The sequence below is a fragment of the Achromobacter semiaridum genome, assembly GCF_053543755.1.
Window position 1 is genome coordinate 47086 of record NZ_JBLVOL010000135.1, and the last position, 24476, is coordinate 71561.

The 24476-nt window shown below is 64.9% G+C and carries 27 protein-coding genes; 14 read left to right on the forward strand and 13 right to left on the reverse strand.

Annotation, left to right across the window (positions count from 1 at the left end; all coding sequences use genetic code 11):
- Position 1: 1 nt before the first annotated feature.
- The 3 genes from ACNPP0_RS27970 to ACNPP0_RS27980 all read left to right on the forward strand — a co-directional run bounded on the left by ACNPP0_RS27970 (position 2) and on the right by ACNPP0_RS27980 (position 2235).
- Positions 2–196 carry a hypothetical protein gene (locus tag ACNPP0_RS27970; protein ID WP_448707716.1) on the forward strand — a complete coding sequence of 65 codons (195 nt, stop codon included), beginning with the start codon at positions 2–4 and terminating at the stop codon, positions 194–196.
- 153 nt (positions 197–349) lie between these two features.
- Positions 350–778: a DUF2231 domain-containing protein gene (locus ACNPP0_RS27975; RefSeq protein ID WP_448707717.1), complete on the forward strand. Its 429-nt coding sequence runs from the start codon at positions 350–352 to the stop codon at positions 776–778.
- A complete protein-coding gene (locus ACNPP0_RS27980) occupies positions 775–2235 on the forward strand; it encodes a PQQ-dependent sugar dehydrogenase (protein ID WP_448707718.1) in 1461 nt (486 codons plus the stop codon). Before ACNPP0_RS27975 ends, ACNPP0_RS27980 begins: the two co-directional genes overlap by 4 nt.
- Before the next feature lie 13 nt (positions 2236–2248).
- Here the strand turns inward: ACNPP0_RS27980 and ACNPP0_RS27985 are convergent, their stop codons facing one another.
- The gene (locus ACNPP0_RS27985; RefSeq protein ID WP_332608478.1) at positions 2249–2914 is read right to left on the reverse strand and encodes a bleomycin resistance protein; all 666 of its coding nucleotides are present in this window, start codon (positions 2912–2914) and stop codon (positions 2249–2251) included.
- On the opposite strand from ACNPP0_RS27985, the gene ACNPP0_RS27990 reads away from it, so the two are divergent.
- Positions 2913–3935, forward strand: coding sequence for a MerR family transcriptional regulator (locus ACNPP0_RS27990; protein ID WP_448707719.1), 1023 nt, complete (start codon positions 2913–2915; stop codon positions 3933–3935). The two genes, ACNPP0_RS27985 and ACNPP0_RS27990, sit on opposite strands and share 2 nt — an antisense overlap.
- Before the next feature lie 23 nt (positions 3936–3958).
- Here the strand turns inward: ACNPP0_RS27990 and ACNPP0_RS27995 are convergent, their stop codons facing one another.
- Positions 3959–5215, reverse strand: coding sequence for a hypothetical protein (locus ACNPP0_RS27995; protein WP_448707720.1), 1257 nt, complete (start codon positions 5213–5215; stop codon positions 3959–3961).
- A gap of 340 nt (positions 5216–5555) precedes the next feature.
- Between ACNPP0_RS27995 and ACNPP0_RS28000 the strand changes: the two genes are divergently transcribed.
- The 4 genes from ACNPP0_RS28000 (at position 5556) to ACNPP0_RS28015 (ending at position 9945) form a co-directional block, all read left to right on the forward strand.
- Positions 5556–6701 (forward strand): muconate/chloromuconate family cycloisomerase, encoded by a 1146-nt coding sequence (locus ACNPP0_RS28000; protein ID WP_332608475.1) that lies wholly within the window; start codon positions 5556–5558, stop codon positions 6699–6701.
- Positions 6702–6760: 59 nt separating this feature from the next.
- The gene (gene catA / locus ACNPP0_RS28005; protein ID WP_332608474.1) at positions 6761–7696 is read left to right on the forward strand and encodes a catechol 1,2-dioxygenase; all 936 of its coding nucleotides are present in this window, start codon (positions 6761–6763) and stop codon (positions 7694–7696) included.
- A 155-nt stretch (positions 7697–7851) separates the two neighbouring features.
- Positions 7852–9150 (forward strand): MFS transporter, encoded by a 1299-nt coding sequence (locus tag ACNPP0_RS28010; protein ID WP_448707721.1) that lies wholly within the window; start codon positions 7852–7854, stop codon positions 9148–9150.
- A 15-nt stretch (positions 9151–9165) separates the two neighbouring features.
- Positions 9166–9945, forward strand: coding sequence for a 1,6-dihydroxycyclohexa-2,4-diene-1-carboxylate dehydrogenase (locus ACNPP0_RS28015; RefSeq protein WP_332608472.1), 780 nt, complete (start codon positions 9166–9168; stop codon positions 9943–9945).
- Positions 9946–10027: 82 nt separating this feature from the next.
- On the opposite strand, the gene ACNPP0_RS28020 is transcribed toward ACNPP0_RS28015, so the two are convergent.
- A complete protein-coding gene (locus tag ACNPP0_RS28020; RefSeq protein ID WP_448707722.1) occupies positions 10028–11236 on the reverse strand; it encodes an MFS transporter in 1209 nt (402 codons plus the stop codon).
- A 330-nt stretch (positions 11237–11566) separates the two neighbouring features.
- Here ACNPP0_RS28020 and ACNPP0_RS28025 point away from each other — a divergent pair, with 330 nt between their 5' ends.
- Positions 11567–12151, forward strand: a complete 585-nt coding sequence (locus ACNPP0_RS28025; RefSeq protein WP_332608953.1) for a GTP cyclohydrolase II — start codon at positions 11567–11569, stop codon at positions 12149–12151.
- A gap of 40 nt (positions 12152–12191) precedes the next feature.
- A complete protein-coding gene (locus ACNPP0_RS28030; RefSeq protein WP_448707723.1) occupies positions 12192–12746 on the forward strand; it encodes a dihydrofolate reductase family protein in 555 nt (184 codons plus the stop codon).
- Positions 12747–12844: 98 nt separating this feature from the next.
- Here ACNPP0_RS28030 and ACNPP0_RS28035 read toward each other — a convergent pair whose 3' ends face one another.
- The 4 genes from ACNPP0_RS28035 to ACNPP0_RS28050 all read right to left on the reverse strand — a co-directional run bounded on the left by ACNPP0_RS28035 (position 12845) and on the right by ACNPP0_RS28050 (position 16382).
- Positions 12845–13375: a hypothetical protein gene (locus ACNPP0_RS28035; protein WP_448707724.1), complete on the reverse strand. Its 531-nt coding sequence runs from the start codon at positions 13373–13375 to the stop codon at positions 12845–12847.
- A 38-nt stretch (positions 13376–13413) separates the two neighbouring features.
- Positions 13414–14331: a YihY/virulence factor BrkB family protein gene (locus tag ACNPP0_RS28040; protein WP_448707725.1), complete on the reverse strand. Its 918-nt coding sequence runs from the start codon at positions 14329–14331 to the stop codon at positions 13414–13416.
- Positions 14332–14413: 82 nt separating this feature from the next.
- The gene (locus ACNPP0_RS28045; RefSeq protein WP_448707726.1) at positions 14414–15718 is read right to left on the reverse strand and encodes an erythromycin esterase family protein; all 1305 of its coding nucleotides are present in this window, start codon (positions 15716–15718) and stop codon (positions 14414–14416) included.
- Entirely contained in the window at positions 15702–16382 is a 681-nt protein-coding gene (locus ACNPP0_RS28050; RefSeq protein WP_448707727.1) for a protein-L-isoaspartate(D-aspartate) O-methyltransferase, read from the reverse strand. Before ACNPP0_RS28050 ends, ACNPP0_RS28045 begins: the two co-directional genes overlap by 17 nt.
- A gap of 195 nt (positions 16383–16577) precedes the next feature.
- Between ACNPP0_RS28050 and ACNPP0_RS28055 the strand changes: the two genes are divergently transcribed.
- Entirely contained in the window at positions 16578–16907 is a 330-nt protein-coding gene (locus tag ACNPP0_RS28055; RefSeq protein ID WP_448707728.1) for a hypothetical protein, read from the forward strand.
- A 271-nt stretch (positions 16908–17178) separates the two neighbouring features.
- On the opposite strand, the gene ACNPP0_RS28060 is transcribed toward ACNPP0_RS28055, so the two are convergent.
- Together ACNPP0_RS28060 and ACNPP0_RS28065 are read right to left on the reverse strand one after the other, a co-directional pair.
- On the reverse strand, positions 17179–18027 hold the full coding sequence (locus tag ACNPP0_RS28060; protein ID WP_448707729.1) for a nickel/cobalt efflux transporter: 849 nt from the start codon (positions 18025–18027) through the stop codon (positions 17179–17181).
- 9 nt (positions 18028–18036) lie between these two features.
- Positions 18037–18315, reverse strand: a complete 279-nt coding sequence (locus ACNPP0_RS28065) for a metal-sensing transcriptional repressor (protein ID WP_448707730.1) — start codon at positions 18313–18315, stop codon at positions 18037–18039.
- A 129-nt stretch (positions 18316–18444) separates the two neighbouring features.
- Here ACNPP0_RS28065 and ACNPP0_RS28070 point away from each other — a divergent pair, with 129 nt between their 5' ends.
- Genes ACNPP0_RS28070 through ACNPP0_RS28080 form a run of 3 tightly spaced genes read left to right on the forward strand, consistent with a single transcriptional unit; the run spans position 18445 to position 21009 of the window.
- Positions 18445–19413: a chromate resistance protein ChrB domain-containing protein gene (locus ACNPP0_RS28070; protein WP_448707731.1), complete on the forward strand. Its 969-nt coding sequence runs from the start codon at positions 18445–18447 to the stop codon at positions 19411–19413.
- A gap of 25 nt (positions 19414–19438) precedes the next feature.
- Positions 19439–20638, forward strand: coding sequence for a chromate transporter (locus ACNPP0_RS28075; protein WP_448707732.1), 1200 nt, complete (start codon positions 19439–19441; stop codon positions 20636–20638).
- A gap of 20 nt (positions 20639–20658) precedes the next feature.
- Positions 20659–21009 (forward strand): rhodanese-like domain-containing protein, encoded by a 351-nt coding sequence (locus ACNPP0_RS28080; protein WP_332608462.1) that lies wholly within the window; start codon positions 20659–20661, stop codon positions 21007–21009.
- A 59-nt stretch (positions 21010–21068) separates the two neighbouring features.
- Here ACNPP0_RS28080 and ACNPP0_RS28085 read toward each other — a convergent pair whose 3' ends face one another.
- The 4 genes from ACNPP0_RS28085 to ACNPP0_RS28100 form a co-directional block, all read right to left on the reverse strand.
- The gene (locus ACNPP0_RS28085; RefSeq protein WP_448707733.1) at positions 21069–22178 is read right to left on the reverse strand and encodes an NAD(P)/FAD-dependent oxidoreductase; all 1110 of its coding nucleotides are present in this window, start codon (positions 22176–22178) and stop codon (positions 21069–21071) included.
- Positions 22175–23566, reverse strand: coding sequence for an FAD/NAD(P)-dependent oxidoreductase (locus ACNPP0_RS28090; RefSeq protein WP_448707734.1), 1392 nt, complete (start codon positions 23564–23566; stop codon positions 22175–22177). Before ACNPP0_RS28090 ends, ACNPP0_RS28085 begins: the two co-directional genes overlap by 4 nt.
- On the reverse strand, positions 23557–23853 hold the full coding sequence (locus ACNPP0_RS28095; protein ID WP_332608459.1) for a (2Fe-2S)-binding protein: 297 nt from the start codon (positions 23851–23853) through the stop codon (positions 23557–23559). The genes ACNPP0_RS28090 and ACNPP0_RS28095 overlap by 10 nt, the downstream gene beginning before the upstream one ends.
- Positions 23850–24476: thiamine pyrophosphate-dependent enzyme (locus ACNPP0_RS28100; RefSeq protein WP_448707735.1), on the reverse strand; the 627-nt coding region annotated here is incomplete at its 5' end. The genes ACNPP0_RS28100 and ACNPP0_RS28095, both read right to left, overlap by 4 nt.

The following is a 24476-nucleotide window of genomic DNA, read 5'->3' on the forward strand; positions in this document are numbered from 1 at the left end:
ATTGGCCGCTTGTACGAGTCAGCCTGCGCGGCAAAGCGATATGGATTATCGCAGCCGGCCGTCTTCCACGACGAAGGCCGCGAATGGCAACCCGGGTTCGTCGGGCCAGCGCCTGACCATACAGTCCGGTGAAGGCGAAAGGTTGAATCTGCCCTGGTTCATCCAGGACACGCAGGACTGGGTCAACAGCAATTGACCGCCCCGGGGCCGCTACGACGCGCGGCGCACCACCCATTTCTGAACAAGCCCAGCCCCGCGCTGGGCTTTTTGTTGTAGGTCCAGGAACGGCAATTGCTGCCGCCGTCGATGTTTCCGCGCGCGAGTCCGCTACTTCAAGAGGCGATCAGACGTGACCCAACTTATCGAAAACAGATATGCCCTGACCGTGCACCCCGTGCCGGCAGTCTTCCTGGCGGGCATGTTCCCGTGGTTTCTAGGCGCTGCGCTGGCTGATGCGGCCTATGCGCAGTCTTTTCACATCCAGTGGAATAATTTCGCGTCGTGGCTGCTGATCGGCGGCCTGGTGTTCGGCGGCATCGCGCTGCTGTTCGCCATCGTGGATCTTTTCCGGGCCTATCAGCGCGCACGCGGCATTGTTCCGTACACCGTCGTGCTGTTGGCGACCTGGGTGCTGGGCATTATCAACGCCTTGATCCACGCCCGCGACGCCTGGGCGAGCATGCCGCTGGGCTTGATCCTGTCGGTGATCGTGGCGGTGCTTGCGTGCGCCGCGATCTGGCTGGGCTTTCGCACGCCGCACATCAGAGGGGCCAAATGAAACACGCCAGCTTGCTTGCCGTTATCCCGCTTGCCGCCGCAGCCGGAATCTGCCTGGCCCAGGGGCCGTCGTCCCAGGTGGGCCCCACGCCAGACCTGCCCAAGCCCGAGCAGGGGCTGCTGCCTGAAATGGTTATCGCCAAACCCGCCGACTGGGGCGACAAGACGCCCACGGTGCCCGAAGGCTACAAGATCACCGCCATCGCCAAGGACCTGAAGATACCGCGCCAGACGCTGGTATTGCCCAACGGCGACATCCTGGTGGCGGAGGGCAGGGGCGGCAATGCGCCCAAACTCAAGCCCAAGGACATCATTGCCGGCATCATCAAGGCCCGTGGCACCACCCCGGTAAAGGGCGGCAACCGCTTGACTTTGCTGCGCGATGCCGATGGTGACGGCACCTACTCGGCTTCGACGTTCGCGGAAAACCTGGATGCGCCCTATGGGCTGGCATTGATCGACAACAAGCTTTATGTCGCCAACCAGGGCGCCCTGGTGCGCTTTGACTACCAGCCAGGCCAGACCCGGGCCAGCGGCCCGCCTGAAACCGTGACCGAATTGCCCTCCGAGATCAACCACCACTGGACCAAATCCCTGGCCGCCAGCGCGGACGGCCAGCATCTGTATGTGGGCATCGGCTCTAACAGCAACATCACGGAACGCGGCATGGACGCGGAAGCGGACCGCGCCCGCATCTGGCAAATTAATGCCCGCACGGGCGAACACAAGGTGTACGCCACCGGGCTGCGCAATCCCACCGCGTTGACGATTGAGCCGGGCTCCGGGCAGTTGTGGGCGGTGGTGAACGAGCGCGACGAGATCGGTCCCAACCTGGTTCCCGACTATCTGACCGCCGTGCAGGCAGGCGCTTTCTACGGCTGGCCGTATAGCTACTGGGGGCAGAATATCGACGACCGCGTCCGCCCACAAAACCCGGAAAAGGTGGCGGCCGCCATCAAGCCGGACTACGCATTAGGGTCGCATGTGGCGGCCCTGGGCGTGGATTTCTCGTCCGAGGCGATGGGCGCAAAATTCGCGAATGGCGTGTTTGTCGGCGAACACGGCAGCTGGAACCGCAGCGACCCGGTAGGCTACAAGGTGGTCTTCGTGCCGTTCCGCGACGGGCGTCCGTCCGGCCCGCCGGAGGATTTTGTGGCGGGGTTTCGCGATAGCGACGGCACCACACGCGGCCGCCCCGTGGGCGTGACGGTAGACCCGAAGGGCGCGCTGATCGTGGCTGATGACCTGGCAAACATGATCTGGCGAATCACGCCGACGTCCGGAGCAGGGGCGGGTTCGGCCGCAGGCAAAGGCGCAGGCGCAGGAGCAGGACCAGGCGCAAGCTCGGGCCCCAGCCCCAGCCCAAGCCCCAGCCCAAGCCCCAGCCCAAGCCCCAGCCCCAGCCCAAGCCCAAGCCCAAGCCCAAGCTCTTCGCAGCCACCCGCCGCGCCGCAATAAGGCCGGCGTCAGGTCAAGCCGCCGCCGCTACAGATGGCGCGTCAGTCGCCACCGGCCGGTCGCCTATCCACTCGGAAAAACGCAGCAGATAGCCATCGGGGTCCTGCACCAGGAATTGCTGGACCCCGATTTCGATCTGTCCGTTTCGATACCAGCGTTGCTGCATCGTCCGGTACATCCGCCAGTCCGCCGCCAGCAGCCGTTCGTATAACGGCCCGATGGACTTCACCTTGATCTCAAAATTCACGCCCCGGCCCAAAGGCGCTTGCAGCGGCGCGGTGATCCATCCATCCTCTCCCCGGATCTCGTCCAGCATGAATTGCGCGCCGTCCCGATCCAGAAAAACAAAACCTTCTTCTTCGCGCTGGTAGACGACCTCGAATCCACACAGGTCGATCCAGAAACGCCGGCTTTGCGCCATGTCCCGAACCATCAGCTCCGGGACCAGGCGCGCTCGGTACGATTTATCTTCCATCGTCTCTCCTGCCGTCTTTATTCGTTGGGCGCCCATGATATCGCCCGGCGGCGTTGCGGGGTCGGCCCCGGTGTGTCGTATCCGGCACGCTTCTGCGTCCGGCAGCACATAACACCCATGTCGCCACAGGACTTGCGGCGCCGCTTGACCCTCACGTAACGTGATGGCCCAGAGTTTGGCCTGCGCATTCGAAGGAGGAAACATGCAGCTGACCGTAGGAGAACTGGCAAAGCGTAGCGGGCTGACCGTGCGCACGCTTCACCACTATCACGCGATTGGTTTGCTGACGCCTTCAGCGCGCGCCGACAACGGCTATCGCCTGTACGGTCGCGACGAAATTGCCCGTCTGCATCAGATTCAGGCATTGCGTCGCTTCGGATTGGCGTTGGCGGAAATCGGCGCCTACCTGGACCAGCCCGGCGCTCCCTTGGCGGACGTGATCTCTCGGCAGATTGCCATGCTGGACCGTCAGATGCAGCAGGCCGCGTGCTTGCGCGAACGCTTGGCGCAACTGCACGGGCAGTTGACGGACGGCACGGAGCCCGAGCTGGCCGATTGGCTAAAAACTCTGGAAATGATGACTATGTACGATAAATATTTTTCGCCTGAAGAACTGGCGCGCCTGCCCCTGTACACGCGTGGGCCGGACGGCGACCCGGACTGGCTTGCGTTGGTTCAGGAAGTGCGGCAGCAGATGGAGCAGGGCGTGGCGCCCGAGGACGCCAAGCCACGCGAGCTTGCCCGGCGCTGGATGGAACTGCTGCTGCGCGATACCAACGGCGATCCGCGCTTGTTGGTGAAGCTCAATCGCATGCACGAGCAGGAACCCGGCATGCAGACGCACGTCGGCATTTCCAAAGCCATGCGCGACTATGTGCTGCGCGCCTTCTCGGAAAGCAAACTGCTGATCTACGAAAAAAACCTGACGCCGGATGAAGCCCGGTTCATGCGCGAACATTACGGCGACCGGATTTCGGAATGGCCGTCGCTGATCGCGGAGGTCCGAAACGCCATCGATGCGGGCGTGGCGCCCGATTCGGAAACCGGCCAGGCTCTGGCGCGGCAGTGGCTGGAACTGTTCAGTTCGTACGCGGGCAAGGACCCGGCCACACACGCCAAGTTCCGGCAGGCGTTGATGACCGAGCCCGAGTTGACCGCCGGCACCTGGGCCGACGACGCGACGCTGGCGTTCATGCGGCAGGCGATGGGGGCGCTGGCCAAGTAAGCCAAGCCCCAGCCGTTCCGGTGCTAGCCCGGCGGGCGCGGTGTTACCAGCTTGATCTCGTCGATCTGGCTGGCATAGCTGGCGCCTTGCAGCAGCAGCACCGTTTGCGGGTTGCCCTGGCGCCGGTCGATCCATTGCGATTGGGTCCCCGGCGTCTTTTTGCGGAACTGGATGTCGTAATCGGCGGCGGCGTTGTCGTAGGGCAGGCGCACGTCGATCCAGCTTTCGCCCAGCAGGCGGTTGACCGTGCGACGGCTATCGCCGATTTTCAGGCCGACGATGCTGCCCGTGAACGGCGCGCGCACGGTGATGGTGTCCACCTTGCCGGCAAAGTCGAACAGCAATTCCATCCCCCGATCCGGAAAGTCCAGCTTGGTTTTGCCGGACTTGCCCGCGGGCACCGGCATGGCTGTGGTGCCAAAGGCCGTTTGCACCTGGCTGATCGAATCGCCCATCCACACGCCCAGGCCAGTCGTGGCCAGCGTATCGTCGCCCGCGCCTGCCGGTTTGTCGCCAAAGCGTTCGCGATAGGCGGCGGTTTGCACGGCCAGGTTGGCGCGGTCGCGCAGAACGTCGCCGGCCAGCCAGTTGCTCATGAAGTCACGCATCGGCTCGCCTTGGCAGTCAAAGCGGTCCGACGCGTTGCGCGCCGCCAGTTGCTGCGCCTTGTCGACGTAGCGCTTGTCCTTATCGGTCAGCAGCGCCGGGATCTCGTCCGGCACGAAGCGTTTGCCGGGGTTATTGCACTTTTCCGCATACAGGTTGTAAAGCGTGGCGTTGGCATGGATACGCGCCAGCGACGTGGCGATGTCATCGCGCAGCAGCACCTGGCTGACCGTGGCCGCGCGCTGTTCCGTGCGCGCCCGCACGTCCTTATCCAGCTCGCCGGCCAGGGATTTCGGGCGCGGCTCGCTGGGGCCGAACAGCCGGCTTTGCAGGTTTTCAATCGACTGGCCGACGTTGACGTTGTACAGGCCGGCGCTTTGGCCGATCTGGAAAATGCACAGCAGACCCGCCGCCACGCACAGCACCGTGCGCGGCCACCCGCGCGCGGGCTCGCCGTACGAGCCGTCGTTCTTCAGCATCTTTGCCGCCATCACCAAACCGGCAATAGCCAGGATCAGGCCCAGGAAATTGAAACGGGTGTCCTGCACCACCATGCCGTTCACCGATGCCTGCTGGGTCGTCCCCATGAACAGCCAGAAAGGCAGCATGCCCAGAATCAGCGCGAAGATCGGGCGCCGCAATCGATGCCAAAGGCCGGGGGTGTTCTGACTCATATCGCAGGGTCTCTCTGTCTTGGTTTCGAGGACCCGCATTATTAACTGGATCGGCGTCACCGTTTTTTTCTCCAACGTCAGCGGTGTGGTTTGGCATATCAGAAAGGTATGGGGCGCCAGGGCGGGGCGCGTAGGAATCTTGCGTTCAAGCCCACATTTTTGCTGATGGTAAACCCGCATGGGCAGGGTAGTGCCGTCGCTGCGATGAAGGCGGTGCACCAGAGGTATTCCGCCATATATACCGGCAGGGTATCAATGTGGACATTCAAAGTATTGGACGCAAAAAGCACGTCGGCCCTATAAATCCCCATCCCCACCCTTAACCATTCCTGTGCCGAACATGTCCGCAGCAACTATCGAACGCATCGAAACGTCTCTTGTCGACCTTCCGACCATACGCCCGCACAAGCTGTCCGTGGCCACGATGTACGGGCAGACGCTGATGCTTGTTCGCGTGGTGTGCAGCGATGGCGTGGTGGGTATCGGTGAAGGCACCACCATTGCCGGCATGGCGTACGGGCCGGAAAGCCCCGAGGCCATGAAACTGGCGATCGACGCCTATTTCGCGCCCGCCATGATCGGCCAGGACGCCACCCGCATTCAGACGCTGATGGCGCACGTGGGCAAGCTGGTCAAGGTGAACCACTTTGCCAAGAGCGCGCTGGAAACCGCGTTGCTGGACGCCCACGGCAAGCGCCTGGGAGTGCCCGTCAGCGAATTGCTGGGCGGGCGCCGCCGTGACCGCCTGCCGGTGGCCTGGGCGCTGGCCTCGGGGGATACCGCCCGCGACATCGCCGAAGCCGAGCAGATGCTGGACACGCGGCGCCATCGAAATTTCAAGCTCAAGATCGGCAGCCGGGACCCGAAGGTCGACATCCAGCACGTGGCCGATATCAAGAGCGCGCTGGGCGACCGGGCCTCGGTGCGGGTAGACGTCAACATGGCATGGAGCGAGACGCAGGCCGCGTGGGCCATCCCCGCGCTGGCGCAAGTGGGCTGCGAACTGGTCGAGCAGCCCGTGGCCAGCGCCGTGTCGCTGGCGCGGTTGATGCGCCGCTTTCCCGTGGCGTTGATGGCGGACGAAGTGCTGCAAGGCCCCGAAAGCGCTTTCGAGATCGCGCGCGGGCACGGCGCGGATGTGTTCGCCATCAAGATCGAGCAGAACGGCGGCCTGTTTGCCGCCCAGCGCGTGGCCGCGATTGCCGATGCCGCGGGCATTGAGCTGTACGGCGGCACGATGCTGGAAGGCGCCGTCAGCACGATTGCCGCCGCGCACCTGTTCACCACCTTTGCGCAATTGCAATGGGGCACGGAATTGTTCGGCCCCTTGCTCATCACCGAAGAGATCCTGACGCAGCCGCTGGATTACAGCGACTTTGAGCTGACCGTGCCCAACGGCCCCGGCCTGGGCATTGAGCTGGACGAAGCGCGCATCAAGCGGTTTACGCGTGACGGGCTGATCAAGGTGACCGACAAACGACATTGAGCGCGGGCGTTGTTCGCCGCGTGCAGCGATACCACGCAATACCAAACGGAGACAAAACCATGAGCCTCAACATCTTTAACAGCAAGGAAGTCCAGGACCTGCTGACCGCCGCCTCGAACGTGGAAGGCGCCGAAGGCACCCCGCGTTTCAAGCAGATCGTGCACCGCCTGTTAAGCGATCTGTTCAAGGCCATCGACGATCTGGACATCACACCGGACGAGGTCTGGGCGGGCGTGAACTACCTGAACAAGCTGGGCCGTGACGGCGAAGCCGCGTTGCTGGCGGCCGGCTTGGGCCTGGAAAAGTACCTGGACATCCGCATGGACGAAGAGGACAAGCGGGCGGGCCTGGACGGCGGCACGCCGCGCACCATCGAAGGCCCGCTGTACGTAGCCGGTGCGCCGCTGCGCGACGGTGTGTCGCGCATAGATCTGGACCCGGACGCCGCCGCCGGCCCGCTGGTGATCCGAGGCGTGGTTACCGACACCAACGGCGCGCCACTGGCCAATGCGGTCGTGGAATGCTGGCACGCCAATTCCAACGGCTTCTATTCGCACTTTGATCCCACCGGCGCGCAAACCGATTTCAACCTGCGCGGCGCCGTCAAGACCGGCCCCAATGGCGAATACGAATTCCGCACCTTGATGCCGGTCGGCTACGGCTGTCCGCCGCAGGGCGCCACGCAACAACTGCTGGACTCGCTGGGCCGCCACGGCAACCGCCCCGCGCACGTGCACTTCTTTGTCAGCGCCGACCAGCACCGTAAGCTGACCACGCAATTCAACATCGAAGGCGACCCGCTCATCTGGGATGACTTTGCCTATGCCACGCGTGAAGGCCTGATTCCGCCCGTGGTGGAAAAGACCGGCGGCGACAAGCTGGGCCTGAAGGCCGATTCCTACAAGGAAATCGAATTCAACTTTGCATTGACCAGCCTGTTGCAAGGCAAGGACAACCAGATCGTCAACCGCCTGCGCGCCAGCGCTCAGGCGTAATCGCCAGGCCTCACGCGGCGACGCGCGAGGCCTTTTTTACCGCATTGCAGTCTTGACCACATACCAATAACGCATAACGCATCAAGCGAAATCACGAGGGGACTTTCATGTCGGCAGCTACGTTATCCATACCCAGTTTGATCGATAAGAATCGAATGAGCGCCTTTCAATGGCGCGTCTTGATTCTGTGTTTTTTGATTGCCTTGTTCGACGGCTTTGACACCCAGGCCATGGCCTTTACCGGCCCCGCCATTCTGGTGGCCTTCAAGCTTCAGTCGGGCGAACTGGCGCCGATTCTTACCGCCGGCATCGTGGGCATGACCGTGGGCGCCATGCTGCTGGGCCTGGTGGGCGACCGCATCGGCCGACGGCCGGCCGCCCTGGTGGGTGTCGCCGTGTTTGGTGTGGCAACGCTGCTGACCGCGGGCGCCACTGAAACGTGGCAGATCCTGGCGCTGCGCTTCATCGCCGGTTTGGGCATGGGCGGCTGCACCCCCATCGTGCTGGCGCTGGCCGCCGAGTATGCCCCGGCGCGCTTGCGCGGCACCGTCATCACCGGCGTGCTGCTGGGGCTGCCGGCCGGCGCCATGCTGGGCGGCCTGCTGGCCGCGCGCATGCTGCCCGTGATCGGCTGGCAAGGCATCTTCATCGTCGGCGGCGTTGCGCCGTTGCTGTTGCTGCTTGCGCTGTTTGTGCTGCTGCCCGAATCGCTGCAATTCAAGGCCATGCGCGGCGATGCCGCCGGCCAAAGCTATGTTGCCCGCATCCTGGCCAGGATTTCCGGCCAGCCGCTGCCTGCCGGCACGCGCTTCACCGTGCCGGAAGACGCCACGATCCGCGCCAGCGTCAAGGCGTTGTTCGCCGATGGCTATGCGCGCAAGACCATCGCGATCTGGTCCATCTATCTGCTGAACTGGGTGGCGTGGTTCATGCTGCTGTCGTGGTTGCCCACCGTGCTGAAGGCCGCCGGCCTGCCCGCCGCCCAGGCGCCCATGGGCACGTTCACCGTGAACCTGGTGTTCATCGTCTGCGCGATTCCGTTGTCCTACCTGATGCCGCGCGTGCCGACGCGTTCGTTGCTGATCGCCATGTTCGTGCTGGGTATCGCGGTGTCGTTGGGCCTGGGCTACGCGGGCACCGACTGGACGATGGTCTTCATTCTGGTGGGCGCTGCCGGCCTGGGCATCGGCGGTCAGCAACTGGCGCTGAACTACCTGGTGATTGGCGCTTATCCCACCGCGCTGCGCGCCACGGCCACGGGCTGGTCCATCGGCGTCGGCCGCGCCGGCGCCATCATCGGCTCGGCCATCGGCGGCAGCTTCCTGGGCTGGTTTGGCCCGTCGGGCTTCTTCCTGGCGCTGGCCGTTCCGTTGGCGGGCGCCTTGCTGGCCGTGCTGCTGGTCGACACGAAAACGTCGCGGCCGGTGCCAGGCGAACTGTCGCGCGCTCACTAAATAAAAAGGCGTTTCATGAACCGTTTTGAAGATCAGATTGCATTGGTGACCGGCGCCGCCCAGGGTGTGGGGCGCGCGACGGCGCGGCGACTTGCCGCCGAGGGCGCCAGCGTGGTTCTTGTTGACCGCGCCGCCGACCTGGGCGCGGCCGTGGCCCGCGAGATCCGCGAGGCGGGCGGCTGCGCGTCCTTCATCAGCGCCGACCTGGAAACCCATGCCGGTGCGCAGGCAATGGTGGAGTACACGCTGGACACCCACGGCCGCATCGACGTGTCGGTGCACAACGTGGGCGGCACCATCTGGATGAAACCGTTTTGGGAATACACGCCCGACGAGATGCAGCGCGAGGTCAACCGTTCGCTGTGGCCCACGCTGTGGTCGTGCCGTGAGGTGATCCCGGTGATGCGCAAGCAGGGCCGGGGCGCCATCGTCAACGTAGGCTCGAACGCCACGCGCGGCATCTATCGCGTGCCGTATTCGGCGTCCAAGGGCGGCGTGCACGCCGCCACGGTTTGCATGGCGCTGGAGCTTGCTGAAAGCGGCGTCCGCGTTAACTGCGTGTCGCCCGGCGCACTGGACAACGGCGTGCGCGCCATCCCGCGCAACACCGAGCCGCCGTCGGAACAGGACCAGGCGTGGCAACGCGAGATGTACACGGACTGCCTGGCGACCACCCCGATGCACCGCATGGGCAGCATGGAAGAAGTTGCCGCCGCCATCTGCTTCATGGCGGCCCCGGAAGCGTCGTACATCACGGGGCAAGTCATGTACGTGGCGGGCGGGCATATCGGGTAGGGCAGTCAACGCGGCGGCATTGCTTGTCGCTGGTCGGGTACCGGATACGACGCGTGGCAAAGGGCGCGGGGAATTGCTTCTGCTATTTTTCCGGCTTCCTCGGCATGACCGGTATGAAGCCAGGCCAAAAGCAGGCCAAACCCACTAGCGGGCCCGGCAGCAGATACCAGGCGACGTTGACGCCCAGGCTTGGAAAGCTGTGCGTCACCAGCGTGATTGAGAACACGGTAATCAAAAACCCGATGCTGTTTTGTATCGCCAGTGCTCCGCCCACCAGCTCCGGCGGGCAAGCGCGTGCCGATATCGCAGAGAACTGCGCGGAATCGGAGACGACCGTCAAGCCCCACAGCAGCAGCATCGGAAGGCAAAGTGCCATGCCGAAGGGCCTGGCAAAGGGATAGGCCAGGCACATCAAGCCGGATATGCCCAACGACGCCGCCGCCACAAGCGGGCTACCTACGCGCTGGCTCAACCTGCCGCCGATGATGCTGCCCAATGCGCCGATACCAATAATGGAAAACGACAGCGCGGGCGCCAGCGCCCGGCTTGAATCGGCCGCGGCATCCGACGTGCGGATCAGGTCCTGCACAAAAAAGGGAACCAGGGTCCAAAACGCGTACAGCTCCCACATGTGCCCGAAGTAGCCCAACGCCGACGCACGAAACTGCGTGCCCTTGAAGGCGTTAAGGGCCGCGCCCCATCCGATGCGCGACGCTTTCGCACGGGGCAGATACGGTCCGTCGCCCAAGGCCTGAACCAACGCGCCGCCCGCGATGGCCAGCAGACTGGACGCCAGCACCACCTCGTGCCAGGACAGGGCGCCGCCGCCGGCCCGCACGGCCTGGGGCAGGGCGGTGCCCAGCGTCAGCATGCCCACCAGTAGTCCCAATGTTGACCCGGCGGCGGTCTGGGTCCAGCTGATAACCATTTTCATGCCCAGGGGATAGATGCCCGCCAGGCAGACGCCAACCGCAAAGCGTAGCGCCAGGCCTTGGCTGAAATCCGACGCGACCAGGGCAAAGCAGGCGTTCAGAATGGCGCCCAGATAACAGGCGCCGGCGAACAGTCGGCTGGCCGGGTAGCGGTCCGCCACCCCGCTGGCAGCCAGGAACAGAGTGCCCAGGATAAAACCGACCTGGGTTGCGCCCGTCAGTTGGCCGAACTGGGCGGTGCTAAGCGCCCATTCGGCCGAAAGGCTGTCCGCCGCGCTATTCGGGCTGAACCACAACGACGTACCGCATAGTTCGGCCACGACGATCAGCGCAAGCGGGTAGCGAAGCAACACGTTCATGGAAGCTCCCGCTTTCGGTGCGGACCCGGGTCAGGGACAGGGCTGGGTAGGGGTCAGGGGTCGGGCCAAGGCCGACGCCCGGGTCGGGTTACGGTAAGAATCTACGCCCATCCCGCCCTGAACGTGAATAAAAATCCCCTGATCGCCCACCGCCCGCCGCGCCGTCCGGTGCCGCCTGGCTTTGCGCGCCGGCTTTTGGGGGAAGGCGGCGGGTATACAATCGTCGCCAACCCTTTAACACGTGAGTTCCCCGTAGTGAGCGACACATCAAATTCCCCCACCGCCGCCTTGCTGGATGGGGCCACAGTGCGGACGGAGGTGTGCTTGCCGATGCGGCTGCTGGACGGGCGGGACGTCGAGGCGCAGGTTTACACCTTTCATGGTCTTGCCGACGGCAAAGAGCACATCGCCCTGAAGTTCGGCAAACCGGGCGCCACGCCCCTGGTGCGGCTGCATTCCGAGTGCCTGACCGGCGACGTGTTCGGTTCCCTGCGCTGTGATTGCGGCCCGCAGCTGCACGAAGCCCTGCGCCTGCTGAACAACGAAGGCGGCTACCTGCTGTACCTGCGCCAGGAAGGGCGCGGCATCGGCCTGTATTCCAAGCTTGATGCGTACCGCCTGCAAGAGCAGGGGCGCGATACCTACGCCGCCGACCGCGAGCTGGGCCACGGCACGGACGCCCGCGACTACACGGCCGCCGCGCAGATGCTGCGTGCCCTGGGGCTTGGCCGTATCGAACTGCTTAGCAACAATCCCGACAAGTCGTCGCAACTGGAGCAGCACGGCATTCAGGTGGAAAGCCGGCTGACGGGCGTCCACGCCAACCCCCATAACGTCGGCTACCTGCGCGCCAAGGCCACGCAGACGCATCACGTGCTGGCGACGATCCTGCCGAATTTTCCGGTCGGCGCTTAACGCTTAACGCTTAACGCTTAACGTCAGAACCGAAGTGGGAATGCTGACCTTCGCTTTCAACCTCACCCTTGACGGCTGCGTGGACCACCGAGAAGGCATCGTCAACGACGACACGCACGCCTTCTTCACCCGGCTGATGGACGAGTGCGGGGCGATGCTGTGGGGCCGCGTTACCTACGAAATGATGGAAGCCTACTGGCCGGCGGTCGCCCGTGGCGACGTGGACGCAACACCGGCGATGCGCGAATGGGCCATCAAGCTACAGGCCAAGCCGAAATACGTGGCGTCCCTAACGCGAAAAGACTACCCGTGGGCCAACAGCCACCACATCGCGGAAGACCTGCAAACCGGCGTACAGAAGCTGAAGAACGCAACGCCCGACGGCGTACTGCTGGGCAGCGGGCAACTGGCGGCAGAGCTGGACCGGCTGAACCTTATCGACGAATATCAATTCCTGGTGCACCCGGTAATCGCGGGGCACGGCCCCGCCCTGTTCCAGCGCGGGCTGCCCGGTTCGCGACGGCTTGAGTTGATCTCGGCCAAGCCGCTACATGGCGGCGCGGTCGCCATGCACTACCGGCGCGCGCTGACGTAGAACGCGCGGCGTAGCGGCCTACCCGTGCCATGCCGCCGTCAACGAAAAGCTCGGTGCCATTAACGAAGCTCATGCCAAACATCGCTTGCGCGTGTTGATTAACTGGCTGATGGAGCATCTTCCGGCGCGGTTGCGGCAATAAACCCGGCCTGCTGTAGCCGCCACTTTGGAATCTGGTATTCAAAGCCGGCGGCCTCCAGCGTTTGATACTGCCCGAACCAAGGCGCCACATACCGCTCGATATTGTCCGGCAGCGCGTCCAGCCATACGCGTAGATCGTCAGGCTCGCACAGCGCCACCGGCGCGCCACTGGCAAACGTGTCTTCCGAGACCAGGCCCTTTCCGGGAACCAGATAGGCGCGGCGATATAGGCGACCCTTGTCCCAGACCTCGGGCGGCACATAGACCGGCCAGCCACCGTCATGCGGCACGGAAACGTAAACGCCAAGGGAGACCAGCTGCCGATTCTCGAACGAATCTTTGTAGCGGTTCAGGGTCAATCCCTGTTCCACCTCGCCCACCATGTGCCACAGGCAACGCTTACGCTTCTTGCGCCAACCCGCGAACGCGGGAAGAGGGCGCAACACATCCATGAATCCGTCTTCAATCAGAGCGAAATCGAGCGGCATTTTTAGGGTTCGGTTGAGGGGCGGTAAGGCCGCATATCCTAGCCGATTCGATCTTCGCGCGCCTGTCGACCGGCGGGCGTGGCAGGAATGTGATCTCGGCGGGATCCATGGGTTTCGGCATAAACGCGGGTAAATTCCGCGCCCAGTAGAAATACCTGCGCCGCGTAATAAACCCAGATCAGCACGATCACCAGCGACCCCGCCGCAGCGTACGACGAGGCGACGGATGCCTTGGCCATGTAAAGGCCGATCAGGAACTTCCCGATTTCGAACATCACGGCGGTGACGAACGCGCCTGCCCATACGTCTCGCCACGCGACCGAGACCTGGGGCATAAACCGGTAGATCATCGCAAAAAGCAGGGTAAGTATGCCCAACGTGATTGCCTCGTTGACCGCTTGAAGAAGCACCCCCCAACCCGGGATGCCGCCGCCCACCCAACTGCCCAGTGCTGCCAGCAATGTGCTGACGACAAGCGACACGAGCAATAGAAACGCCAATGTCAAAATCAGGCCAAATGAAAGCAGACGCGCGCGGATCAACGCCCAAATGCCGGACTGCTTCTTGGCGTTGACCTTCCAGATGCGGTCCAGCGCGCTTTGCAGTTCCGAAAATACCGTCGTCGCCCCAATTACCAACATCACGACGCTGATCACGGTAGCCGCAATGCCTTGGGCGGGTTCTTGCGCGCCCAATACGACGCTTTCCACCGCCTTGCCGCCCTCGGCGCCGACCATGGCGCTGACTTGGTCCAACAACTGTCCCTGCGCGGCTTCGCGGCCCCAAAAGAACCCGGCGATACCGATAACGATAATAAGCAGTGGCGCCAGCGAGAACACCGTGTAGAACGCGATAGCGGCGCCCATGCTGGGTGCATAGTCATCCAGCCAGTTCGTCACCGTTTGCTTAACTAACGCATAGAACCGTTTGATAGCCATTTTTTGCACTCCCAGCACATGCCGCAGCGTGTAGCAAGTGGCGTGCCGGTCTTGTATCAAGTGCACCTTTGCCTGAATCCGGGATCCCAGAGGGCGGCCCTTAGCCGGACGCGGGCCCTGCCTGGCCCAGCGGCCCTGGCAGCGGTTCGACCGCGCGCGTCTGGTCCATCCATAGGTACGCGTCGAACTGCTGGGGCAATGCAGCCAACGCGTAATGGCTTTGCCGCTCGGTCTGGGGTCGGTAGATGACACCGATGAAGCGTTCCAGACGGGGTGTCTCCAAGGTTTCGCGCAGATCTGCGTTCGCATTGCGCAAGTCCAGCATGAACCTTGGGATGGCGGTCTGATGCATCCGGCGTTCATAGCTTTCCGCCAGCGACGGCCGCACGCTCATCACTTCCATCGGGCCGTCCCAGTCGTTGGCCGCTGCCACGGTGCCGGTGTGTGTGCCCATCCCGATCGAGATGGCCGCGTCGCCAAAGCGTTCGCGGCATAGTTGGCCGATGTTGATTTCCGCCCGGTCCCACCCCATTTCCGTGGCCGCCGCGATGCCGATGTGAGAGTTGTGCGCCCACACGATGGCGCGCGAGCGGGGGCCGTGTACGCGCAGCGCGTTCTCCAGGGTTTCGAACATATGGGTATCGCGCAGGTTCCAGCTTTGGGCCGATCCGTAATACATGGCGCGGTAATAGCGTTCTGCCGAGGCGACCAGCCGGGCGTTCTGCTCCGCGTCAAAGAACCGCGCGCTGTCGCGTCCGGCGTAGTCCAGGCGCTTTTCCAATAACTCGCGTAGTTGCGACAGAACGGCCTTTTCGCAGTCTTCGTGCCGGCGCGTCAGCACCGCCATGCCATAGGCGGCCGGGTCCTGTTGCCACGGGTCCAGGCAGCTGTAGCGCTGGCGGGCGATGTGCGCGGCTTCGCGGTCGGTGTTGTCCAGGTAGGTCAGCACGGCGGCCATGGACTGCGCCAGGCTGTAGATGTCCAGCCCGTAGAAGCGGGTCTGCCGCGCGGGCGGCAGGCTGGCGTTGTGCTCGGCCAGCCACCGCACAAAATCGGCCACATCCGTATTGCGCCACATCCAGGTGGGAAAGCGTTCAAAGGCAGGGTGGGGCGTGCCCACGGACCCCTGGCCGCCGACCAGCCGGTCTACCGCCGCCGCGTCCGGCCAGTCGGCCTCTACCGCCACGATGTCGAAGCCATGTTCGCGGATCAGGTGCCGCGTGATCGCAGCCCGTGTCCGGTAAAAGTCCGACGTGCCGTGGCTTGCCTCGCCCAGCAGCACGACGCGAGCATCGGCGTACTTGTCGAACTGGCGCAGAAACTCCGGGTTGTCCGCATCCGTCCACGGCAGTGCCGCCGCGCGCAACTGGCCCAACATGGCTTCATCATCAGGGGTTTGGCGCATGGTCGTTGTCTCCTTCTGAATGCCAGGCCTGCTCACCGATCAGCGGCACGAAAGCAACCATTCCAAGGGACTGTTCCCGATAGTCCGTGTCGGCTTCGCGCCACAGGCGGATAAGGTGCTGCGGGCCGGAAGAGGGGCCGACCGGCATGATCAGCCGGCCGCCGATGGCCAGCTGTTCACGCCAGGCCGGGGGTACGTAAGGGCCGGATGCCGCCGCAACGATGGCGTCAAAAGGCGCGCGGGAGGGCAGGCCCAACGTGCCGTCGTCCACGTGCACGATGACGTTGTCGCAGCCAAGCCGTTGCAGTTGCTCGCGCGCCTTCAGCGCCAGGCGTTCGTGCCGTTCGACGGTGTGGACGACCTGCACTATGCGCGCCATCACGGCCGCGGCATAGCCGGACCCCGTGCCAATCTCCAGCACGCGGTCACTCGGCCGCAGCATCGCCGACTGCAACATCAACGCCACGATGTAGGGCTGCGAAATGGTTTGCCCGCACTCGATGGGCAGCGCGCCATCGTCGTAAGCCAACGCGCGCGTGTTGTCCGGCACGAAGGCGTGGCGCGGTACCCGGCGCATGGCGGCCAGCACGGCGGGGTCGTGCACGCCACGGTCGATGAGTTGGCGCTGCACCATGTTTTCACGCAGGTCTTCATAGTCTTGCATGACGCCCGTCCCTAACGCGGGCAGGCGCTATGCGCTGCCCCATCAACGGTCAGCAAAGCCCGTGCCGACAGGATCCGGCCCACGCCGGGGCACGCCGTTTGCTGCGGCGTCGTTGCCAGGCGGGGCCCACGCAGACCGGGCCCGCCGTGGCGCCCCTGGCGGCAAATACACCGCAGCAAGCACAAGGAGAACGACATGCCCAAATCACCTACGACGTCCGACTCGTCCACGTTTGAATCGTCCACGTCCAACTCACCCCGGCGCCCATCCCCGCAGGGCGACAACAGCGCGGGGCTCCCGCCAGAGGCCGACTCACAAGGCTACGAGCACGTGCATTCCGGACGACGCGCGGCGGGACATGGCGGCGGGGCGCTGGACGGCAACGAGGACGGGGGCCTCAACCCCGGCAAGCCGGCGGATGCCTACAGCGGCGGCGGGAGCGGCCACGAGTCCCAGGCGTCTCAGCAGCGGGAAGCAAACGAAGAGCTTGAGAGCCGCAACGGCCCGGATGTGCGTAAGGGATGATCGAAGAAGGGCGCCGAAGGCCGACCGATTTTTTCAAAGGACGGTAAATTGAGCCCGGGCGCCGTTGACGGCTTTCGACTTGATACAAGGCCGGGCCGCAAAAGGCCGAAGCGCTGCGCCGGGTTTTCTCTTTGACGAGCGACGCCCTTGGTACGTGCCAATAAGCGGAGCTGATGTTATTCGGAATGCTGGCGCGACTGCGTTTTCCCGCGCCCGGCATCTTCCGGCCCAAAGCGAATTCTGTTGGACGCCGCGGCTCCGGACGAGACCCCTATCCCCGGATGCCCAGCCATCCAGTCATCGCCACATAAACGCCCACGGCAATGATCAGCAGGCTGGACAGATAGGGTGCGCGTTGAGCAACCGCGTTGAACCACGGCGCACGTTTGTTGACTTGGCGAACGCTTAGCGCCGCCACCGCTCCGACCGTCACCAGCGTGATGGCCAGGCCGATCGAGAAGCACAGCACCAGCACGGCGCCCAGCGTGAACTCCTTGAGTTGCAGGCACAACAAAAGCACGGTGATTGCCGCCGGGCATGGGATCAGCCCGCCGGTCAGGCCGAACAGGGCGATCTGCCAGTTGGTGACGTTCCGGTTCGTGAAGCGCCGCCGAATGTCATTGGCATGCGCAAGCTGGTGAGCATCCTGGTATCCCTCGTTCGCCACCTCCAGGCCTCGCGGAGGTTCGTGATCATGGTGGTGGTCGTGATCATGATGATGGTCGTGATCATGATGATGGTCGTGATCATGATGATGCCCATGGCCGCCACCATGCTGGTCGCGCCAGGTTCGCCAGAACATCCATGCCGCGATCAGCACGATGATTATTCCGGATGCCAGCTGGAAATACGGCTCCAGTTCGTCCGCCGCCACGCCACGCCAGAGATACATGCCGCCCAGGCCGATCCCCCACACGATCGCCGTGTGCGAGAGGGTCGCGGTGATGCCCAGCAGCACCGCCTGCGACACCGATCCCCGGATCGCGACGATGAACGCCGCCATCATCGTCTTGGAATGGCCGGGCTCCAGCCCGTGCAGGGCGCCCAGCAGGATGGCGCTGGGAATGAACAGCCAGGCGTGCGATGCACCCTGGGCGATCAGATCGGAAAACGACAGCATGGGTCGTCCTTAGAGGTACTTGGTGATTTCTTTGAATTCGTCGATCGCGCGCTGCCGGTCCACGTCAAGCTCGCCCACCGCGTCCTGCAGACAGTGGTCGATGTGGTCTTGAATGAGGACTTTCTTGGCCTGGGAAATGGCGCGCTCGACCGCGTGCAGCTGCTGCGCAAGCTCCAGGCAGGGACGGTGTTCTTCCATCATCGACAAAATGCTGCGCAAATGGCCTTCCGCCCGCTTGAGGCGTTTGGCCACGGCATCGTGATGACGGTGGGGATCGGGATTTTTCATGCGCGAATCATATCCCCCCCGGGAGGATGCTTCGGCAGAAACCCTGTCCCAATCAGGGCAAACAAAAAAACCGTTGTAGCGATCTCTACATGATTGCAGAGATCGCAACGTCTTCTTATTCTGCTTCCCATGGACACCGCGCTTGCATCCTCTTGGCTTCTGCTTATCGTCAGCCTGCCCACCGGCGGCGCCACGGCGCGCATGCGCATCTGGCGCAAGCTCAAGGCCCTGGGCTGCACCGCCTTGCGCGACGGCGCCTATCTGCTGCCGGCGCATGCCCAGCAAGCCGCGGAATTGGCCCACCTGGCCACCGAGACGAATGAAGAAGGCGGCCAGGCCTGGCTGCTGCGGGTCCAGCCCCGGGACAACGACGAATCCGCCTCGTTCCAGCAGCTGTTCGACCGCTCGGCCGACTACGACGCCTGGCTGGCGGAACTGGCCCAGGCGCGCCAAACGCTGGCTGGTTTGAATGCGGCGCAACTGAACCGCCTGTTGCGCCGTCACGAACGCAGCTACCTGGCGTTGCGCCGGATCGATTTTTTCCCGGCCGACGCCTCGCTACGCGCCCAGGCGCGGCAGCGTGATTTCGCCAACGCCATCGAATCCCTTCTGTCGCCCGGCGAACCTCATGTTGCTCAACAGGGAAGCATCGCGCGCCGCGATCCCGTGCATTACCAGGGCCGGCTTTGGGCGACCCGGCGTCATGTCTGGGTGGACCGGGTCGCCAGTGCCTGGCTGATCCAGCGCTTCATCGACCCGTCCGCGCGCTTTCTTTGGATCGAGACCCCGGCCGACTGTCCGCCTGATGCCCTGGGTTTTGACTTTGACGGCGCTACCTTCACACACGCGGGCGATAAGGTGTCGTTCCAGGTGCTGCTTGCCAGCTTTGGACTGGAAGACAACCGGGGCCTTGCACGTCTGGGCGCATTGGTGCATGGGCTTGACGTCGGTGGCGCCGCCGCGCCGGAAGCCGCCGGTTTCGAGGCCATGCTGGCCGGCGCGCGCAAGCGCCTGCCCCACGACGATGCCGTGTTAGCCGAAGTCGGCACCGTACTGGATTCCCTGTACGCCCATTTCTCCGGTGGGCGTCAGACATGACCGACCCTTGTCCAAGAGCGCGACCGTGAATCCCTCTGAAGAATCCGCCCGCGACCTTGCCGCGACGTTTGTCTCGCAGCCCAGCTATACCCTTTGGCAACTAGCCTGCTATTTCGTCCGACTGGGGACCGTGGGTTTCGGCGGGCCTGTTGCCTTGGCCAGCTACATGCACCGCGATTTGGTCCAGGCCAGGGGCTGGATCACGGACGGGGATTACAAGGAAGGTTTAGCGCTTGCCCAATTGGCGCCCGGTCCGCTGGCCGCGCAGCTTGCCATCTACCTCGGCTACGTGCATTACCGCATTCTTGGCGCCACGCTGGTGGGCATCGCCTTCGTCCTGCCGTCGTTCGTCATGGTCGTTGCGCTGGGCTGGGCATACGTGCGGTTCGGTGGCCTGGCCTGGATGCAAGCGGTGTTCTACGGCGTGAGCGCCGCCGTGATCGGCATCATTGCCATCAGCGGCTACAAACTGACAACCAAGAGCGTGGGCCGGGACAGGCTGTTGTGGGCCATCTATCTGGTGCTGGCTGTCGTCACCGTTATCACCGAGTCGGAAATAGCCTGGCTGTTCCTGGCGGCCGGCCTGCTCGTCTGGTTCCAGCGCGCGCCGCCCCAGTGGCTGAAGTCCGGTCACCTGTCGGCAGCGGCCGGCATGTTCGGGCCAGCGGGCACGGCGCTAGCGACGCTGGATTGGCCGCTGCTCTGGCAGATCGGATTGTTCTTTGCCAAGGCGGGCGCTTTCGTTTTTGGTTCCGGCCTGGCCATCGTGCCGTTTCTCTATGGCGGCGTGGTCACCGACTTTCACTGGCTTGACGACAAGCAGTTCGTCGATGCCGTAGCGGTGGCCATGATCACGCCTGGCCCCGTTGTCATCACGGTGGGTTTCATCGGCTACCTGGTTGCCGGTTTTCCCGGCGCTTGCGTGGCGGCGCTGGCCACTTTTCTGCCTTGTTATTTGTTCACCATCGTCCCAGCACCTTATTTTAAAAAGTACGGAAAGCTGCCCGGTGTCCGCGCGTTCGTCGATGGCGTGACGGCCGCGGCCATCGGCGCGATCGCGGGCGCAGTCATCGTTATGGCCCGACGCACGATCGTCGATATGCCGACACTGATGTTGGCGCTAGCCGCGATGCTGTTGCTGTTGCGGTTCAAAAAACTGTCCGAACCGATGATCGTGACGGGCGCGGCGCTGATCGGCCTGGCGATTTATCCGCTGATGCATTAAGCCCGCTCAAGGAGTCCATCATGCAAAGCATATCCATCCCCGAACTTGCGCTCTGGCGCAACGCCGGATTTCCCCATACGTTGATAGACGTGCGACGCAGGCCCAGGCGCAACGCCGATGGGGTGGCGATCCCGGACGGCCAATGGCTTGACCCCGCTTTGTGGCTGGACTGGAAAGACACGATAGCAAGCACGCAGGCCGTGGTCATCTATTGCGCCGAAGGTCACGAACTTAGCCAAGGGCTGGCTGCCACCCTTCGGGCGATGGGCATCGACGCCAGATATTTACTGGGCGGGATACAGGCTTGGCGTGCTGCCGGACAGCGCGTGGAATCGATCGAATTTCACGACCAGCACGCCAGTAGCGCGTGACCATCGTTCCTGTGCGCGAACAGCGCCGCGTCGCGCCAGACCGCGCCTTTTCACTTGTTCTAGCGCGTCCATCTGGCCGGGGAAAAGCGATCCGCCATCAAAAGGCCGCCTCGGTCCAAAGCCATGTCGGCAAGGACCTCGCCCACGGCGGGCGCGATTTGGAATCCTCCGCCCGAGAACCCAAAAGCGTGCAGAAGCCGCGGCACTGTGGCGCTGAAGCCGATGACGGGATTCTTGTCGGAAAAGTACCCTTCGATGCCGGACCAGCAGCGGATGATGCTGGCGCGGGCAAGAGCCGGCAGGATAGCCGGGGCGGTGCGGCCGAGCTCGGCCAGGGCGGCAGGGCCAGGGCGGCTGCGGTCGCCGGGCAGGGCGTGCCCGTAGCCGCCACCCATGACGAAATTGCCGCGCGCCACTTGCCTTGCGTAAAAGCCCCCGCCTTCAACGCCCAGCGAAACGCCGATCTGTCGCGTAAGCGGTTCGGTGACGAGCATGGTGGGATATTTGACCTGCAAGGGTAAGACGTCGCCGAACCAGCCGGCAACGACGGCGCCCCAAGCGCCGGCTGCATTGATCACCGTGCCGGCTCGGATCTGGCGGCCATCCGCCGCGGTCAGCAGGAAGTCGCCGGCCTGCGTGTCCGCATGGGCTATGGCGCACTGCTCCAGCAGCAGGGCGCCGGCACGCGCGGCGGCGTGGGCGAAGGCGGGCGCGACCAGGCGGGGGTTGGCCTGGCCGTCCTCGGGGCACAGCGAGCCACCGACGACGTCAGGCGCAAGCGCCGGGAAATGCCGGCGCAGCGCCGCGCGATCCAGGACGTCAAGGCCCAGGTCGAAGTCACGGACCTTGTCGCGATACGCGACCAACTTGTCCAGGTCGGCCTGCGAGCGGGCAAGCTTGAGATGTCCGGTGCGCACATATTCCGCGTCGGTGCCGATCAATTCGGGCAACCTTGCCCAGATGCCGTGCGCGCGCTGGGCAAGGTAGAGCTGTTCGATGTTGCGGCCCTGGCGGCGCACGCCGCCGAAGTTGACGCCGCTGGCGCGCGCGCCGCACAGGCCGCGTTCGATCAGGACGGTGGCGACGCCGGCGCGCCGCAAGGCAAGAGCGGCGCTGGCGCCGACCAGGCCGGCGCCGATGACGGCGACGTCGGTGTGCAACCGGGTCATGACGGGTCCTTGCCCAAGACGGCGAACGGCAGCGGCTTGACGGGCGCCTGCCCTCGCATCCGGCCAACGGCCGACAGCGGAATCCGCCGGCATTCCGCCAGCAGTTCGGCGGCGCCGCCCTGGCACATGCGGCCCTGGCACAGGCCCATGCCGATGCGGGTCAGGGCCTTGAGGCGGTTGAGATCATCGACGGCGTATTGCCGGGCGGCAGCGCGCAGTTCGCCGGCGCGCACTTCCTCGCAGCGGCAGACGATGACGCTGTCATCGCAGCCGGCGCCCGTGCCCGACAACGGGAAGGCGCGGTTCAGCCCTTGCCGGAAGCGTGCCAACGCGGCCTGCTTGCGGGCAAGCCAGCGCAGTCTTGCGGCATCCACGCGCATGCCGCTGTCGGCCAGCATGGCAAGCGCGCCGCGCTCGCCGGAAAGCTCCGCCAGCATGGCGCCGCCGATGCTCGCGCCGTCGCCGGCCAGGTAGACGCCGGATACCGTGCTGCGGCCGTCGGCGTCGCGCCGGGGCAGCCACACGCGCTGGGCCGCGTCGAAGTCGAAGGCGCAGTCAAGCAGGTCCGCCAGCTGGGTTTCGGGGCGCAGGCCGTGGCCGACCGCCAGCGCGTCGCACGCGAAGTCGCGCTCGGCGCCGCCGATGCGCGCGCGCACGCCCTCGACGCGGGTCATGCCTTGCGCGGCGAGCAGTCTGGCGGAATGGTGCACGGGTACGCCGTGTGCGCGCAGCCAGCCCAGGTAGTACAGGCCCTTGGCCAGCGTGCCGGGCTGGTTCAGCAGCGCGGGCAGGGCGCTTGCCTGCGCGGCCAGGGGCGCGCTGTCCAGCACGGCCCGCACCTGCCCGCCGGCGCGCGCGTACTGATAGGCAACGAGATACAGCAGCGGGCCGGTGCCCGCGAACACGATGCGCGGCCCCAGCAGGCAATGCTGACCTTTAAGCGCGATCTGGGCGCCGCCCAGCGAGAAGACGCCGGGCAGGGTCCAGCCGGGAAAGGGCAGGACGCGGTCGGTGGCCCCGGTGGCGATAAGTAGGTGCGAGTAGCGCAGCCCATCAAGTTCGCCGTCACGCACCAGATCCAGGTGCCCGGGCGTGGCGTTCCAGACGGCCGTCCGGGCGCGGTAATCGGCCTGCCCGCGCAATTGGGCGCCGGCCGCGTGGATGGCGGCGGCGCGCTTGTGTTCAAAGCCATAGCGTTGGCGCGCGCTGCCGCGCGGCACCAGGTTCTGGCGGTAGATCTGACCGCCGGGCAAGGGCGCCTCGTCGATGATGACGGGCCGCACGCCATGATGCAGTAGCGTTTGCGCGGCGCGCACGCCGGCCGGGCCGGCGCCCACCACCACCATCCGCGGCGGGGTGCCAGCCGAAGATAACGGGTTCATGGGCATGCTCCGGGCAGGGTGTCCACCAGTGCCATGCCATCCTCGGCGAAGGTGGAACAGGCGCGCACGCGCTGGCCGCTGGAGAGATGCACCCAGCAGTCCTGGCAGGCGCCCATCAGGCAGAAGCCCGCGCGCGGCGCGCCCGCGCCCAAGGTGGTGCGCAACCGGTCGCCGGCCAGCAGCAGCGCGGTCAGCACGGTGTCACCGGGCTGTGCGGCTATCGGCTGGCCGTTCCAGGTCAGGCGCAGGGCGGGCCCGGCCAGCGGCGCGACGCGGCGCAGCAGGGCAGTCATGCGCGTGGCTCCGTGGCGCCCGCCTTCACGGCCCGCATCTGCGACAGGGTGCGGTCGGGCAGGATGATGTCGGCGTCGTACACCAGATCCAGGATGGCCGGCAGCCGGCGCTCGCGGGCGTAGGCCAGCGCGGCGTCGTAGGCCGGTGCAAAATCCTTGGTGGACGTGACCCGGCGGCCGAAGGCGCCATAGCTTTGCGCCAGCAGGGCGAAGTCGGGATTGATCAGGGTCGTGGCCAATGCGCGGCCAGGGTAGGCCCGTTCCTGGTGCAGCCGGATGGTGCCGTAGAGCCCGTTGTTGAACACCAGGATGACGATGCCCAACTGATGCTGCACGGCGGTGGCCACTTCCTGCATGGTCATCTGAAAGCAGCCGTCGCCGGCAAAGCAGATGACCGCGGCGTCGCGGTCATGCAGCTTGGCGGCAATGGCCGCCGGCAGGCCGTAGCCCATGGCGCCCACGGCTGGGGCCAGCTGACTGCGCAAGCCCTTGAAGGCGATGTGCCGATGGGCATAAAGCGCGTAATTGCCCGCGCCCACGGTGACGCAGGCGCGGGCCGGCAGCGAGGCCGCGACATGGCGGGCGGCTGCGTTCAGGTCGAGCGGACCGGGGGTGGGCGGCAG

Excerpts from the sequence above, each read along its gene's own strand:
- ACNPP0_RS28095 (WP_332608459.1), bottom strand. The coding sequence starts at position 23,853 with ATGACTGCCCTGCTGCGCCGCGTCGCGCCGCTGGCCGGGCCCGCCCTG.
- ACNPP0_RS28065 (WP_448707730.1), bottom strand. The coding sequence starts at position 18,315 with ATGAAAAATCCCGATCCCCACCGTCATCACGATGCCGTGGCCAAACGC.
- ACNPP0_RS27980 (WP_448707718.1), top strand. The coding sequence starts at position 775 with ATGAAACACGCCAGCTTGCTTGCCGTTATCCCGCTTGCCGCCGCAGCC.
- ACNPP0_RS28090 (WP_448707734.1), bottom strand. The coding sequence starts at position 23,566 with ATGCCCATGAACCCGTTATCTTCGGCTGGCACCCCGCCGCGGATGGTG.
- ACNPP0_RS27995 (WP_448707720.1), bottom strand. The coding sequence starts at position 5,215 with ATGAGTCAGAACACCCCCGGCCTTTGGCATCGATTGCGGCGCCCGATC.
- ACNPP0_RS27990 (WP_448707719.1), top strand. The coding sequence starts at position 2,913 with ATGCAGCTGACCGTAGGAGAACTGGCAAAGCGTAGCGGGCTGACCGTG.
- ACNPP0_RS28025 (WP_332608953.1), top strand. The coding sequence starts at position 11,567 with ATGCGGCTGCTGGACGGGCGGGACGTCGAGGCGCAGGTTTACACCTTT.
- ACNPP0_RS28030 (WP_448707723.1), top strand. The coding sequence starts at position 12,192 with ATGCTGACCTTCGCTTTCAACCTCACCCTTGACGGCTGCGTGGACCAC.
- ACNPP0_RS28015 (WP_332608472.1), top strand. The coding sequence starts at position 9,166 with ATGAACCGTTTTGAAGATCAGATTGCATTGGTGACCGGCGCCGCCCAG.
- ACNPP0_RS28085 (WP_448707733.1), bottom strand. The coding sequence starts at position 22,178 with ATGACCCGGTTGCACACCGACGTCGCCGTCATCGGCGCCGGCCTGGTC.
- ACNPP0_RS28060 (WP_448707729.1), bottom strand. The coding sequence starts at position 18,027 with ATGCTGTCGTTTTCCGATCTGATCGCCCAGGGTGCATCGCACGCCTGG.
- ACNPP0_RS28010 (WP_448707721.1), top strand. The coding sequence starts at position 7,852 with ATGAGCGCCTTTCAATGGCGCGTCTTGATTCTGTGTTTTTTGATTGCC.
- catA (WP_332608474.1), top strand. The coding sequence starts at position 6,761 with ATGAGCCTCAACATCTTTAACAGCAAGGAAGTCCAGGACCTGCTGACC.
- ACNPP0_RS28045 (WP_448707726.1), bottom strand. The coding sequence starts at position 15,718 with ATGCGCCAAACCCCTGATGATGAAGCCATGTTGGGCCAGTTGCGCGCG.
- ACNPP0_RS28070 (WP_448707731.1), top strand. The coding sequence starts at position 18,445 with ATGGACACCGCGCTTGCATCCTCTTGGCTTCTGCTTATCGTCAGCCTG.
- ACNPP0_RS27985 (WP_332608478.1), bottom strand. The coding sequence starts at position 2,914 with ATGTTTCCTCCTTCGAATGCGCAGGCCAAACTCTGGGCCATCACGTTA.
- ACNPP0_RS28000 (WP_332608475.1), top strand. The coding sequence starts at position 5,556 with ATGTCCGCAGCAACTATCGAACGCATCGAAACGTCTCTTGTCGACCTT.
- ACNPP0_RS28035 (WP_448707724.1), bottom strand. The coding sequence starts at position 13,375 with ATGCCGCTCGATTTCGCTCTGATTGAAGACGGATTCATGGATGTGTTG.
- ACNPP0_RS28050 (WP_448707727.1), bottom strand. The coding sequence starts at position 16,382 with ATGCAAGACTATGAAGACCTGCGTGAAAACATGGTGCAGCGCCAACTC.
- ACNPP0_RS28020 (WP_448707722.1), bottom strand. The coding sequence starts at position 11,236 with ATGAACGTGTTGCTTCGCTACCCGCTTGCGCTGATCGTCGTGGCCGAA.
- ACNPP0_RS28055 (WP_448707728.1), top strand. The coding sequence starts at position 16,578 with ATGCCCAAATCACCTACGACGTCCGACTCGTCCACGTTTGAATCGTCC.
- ACNPP0_RS28080 (WP_332608462.1), top strand. The coding sequence starts at position 20,659 with ATGCAAAGCATATCCATCCCCGAACTTGCGCTCTGGCGCAACGCCGGA.